Source organism: Halobacillus sp. BBL2006 (genome assembly GCF_000786645.1).
Taxonomy (GTDB): domain Bacteria; phylum Bacillota; class Bacilli; order Bacillales; family Halobacillaceae; genus Halobacillus.
Map to the genome: position 1 here is coordinate 1 of NZ_JRNX01000941.1, position 1100 is coordinate 1100.

The 1100-nt window shown below is 44.6% G+C and carries 1 protein-coding gene; it reads right to left on the minus strand.

The window, feature by feature from the left end; all coding sequences use genetic code 11:
• Window positions 1-151 precede the first annotated feature (151 nt).
• Window positions 152-1048: an AEC family transporter gene (locus LD39_RS21260; protein ID WP_035553701.1), complete on the minus strand. Its 897-nt coding sequence runs from the start codon at window positions 1046-1048 to the stop codon at window positions 152-154.
• Window positions 1049-1100 lie beyond the last annotated feature (52 nt).

Genomic DNA, 1100 nt, shown 5'->3' on the forward strand with positions numbered 1-1100 from the left:
TCAGAATCATAACGCTGGATAATTTGCGAAAGTTCCATAATTGTTTGTGTTTCTTTCACCTGTACTTGAATCTTCTTCGACACTTTTTCACTCATTGTTTTCACCCTTTCTATAATAAGCATCCATGATCCATCCCCAGTCTTCACGTGTTCTACATGAATATCGTCAATAAAACAGGAATGGTCACAATGCTGAATAACGTGGTCATCAAGGTAATGCTTGAGACTAATTCGGGCTTCGAATTGAATTGGACGGCGTAAATTGTAGTTGTGGCTGCTGATGGCATCGCTGCCGATACCACCAATACGCTCGCCATCATGTCACTCATCGGCAGGACAAGCGTCAAAGCAAAGGCGATCAATGGGGAAGCGATGAGCCTGACCGTAGAAGCATAGGAAACTTTCGCCCATTCCATATTCGTCACTTTGATTTCAGCAAGCTGCATGCCGAGGACGACCATGATCATCGGAATCGTCGCGTCTGCCAGGAGATTGACACTTGAAACTAAATTCTCCGGCATGGCAATACCGCCAAGATTCATAATTAGGGCAATGATGACCGCATACGTCGGCGGCATTTTCAGAACAGAGACGATCGCCATTTTTAAGCCAGCCGTCCCCTTGGCTGCATAGTAAACTCCGAAGAAATTCATGATGATCGCCTGCAAGACGAGGAAAGATACGGAATAGACGAAGCCTTCCTCCCCGAAAGCAAACAAGATGATCGGAGCACCGTAGTTGCCTGAATTCATGAAGGCAGTTGATAAGATTAAACCGCTCTCCATTTTTGCATCGTAGTTTTTCGCTTTAGCGACAACCTTATTAATCAATAGAATACTGATTAGCAGAAGCGCTGAGAATACAAGCATCATCAAGTACTCATTGTTGAGTTCTGCTTCATAAAAGGTTTTGAATACGAGACAGGGAAGCATGACATACAAGGCAATCGTTGAGACAGACTTAATGTCCAGCTTTGCGAGTTTTTGAATGATATATCCAGCCCCGAAAATCAACAGGACTGGTAAAACCACCTGAATAAAAACGCTCATCTGGACTTACCACTCAGCGACGCTGCCATCCCGATGTCTCCATACCGGGTTG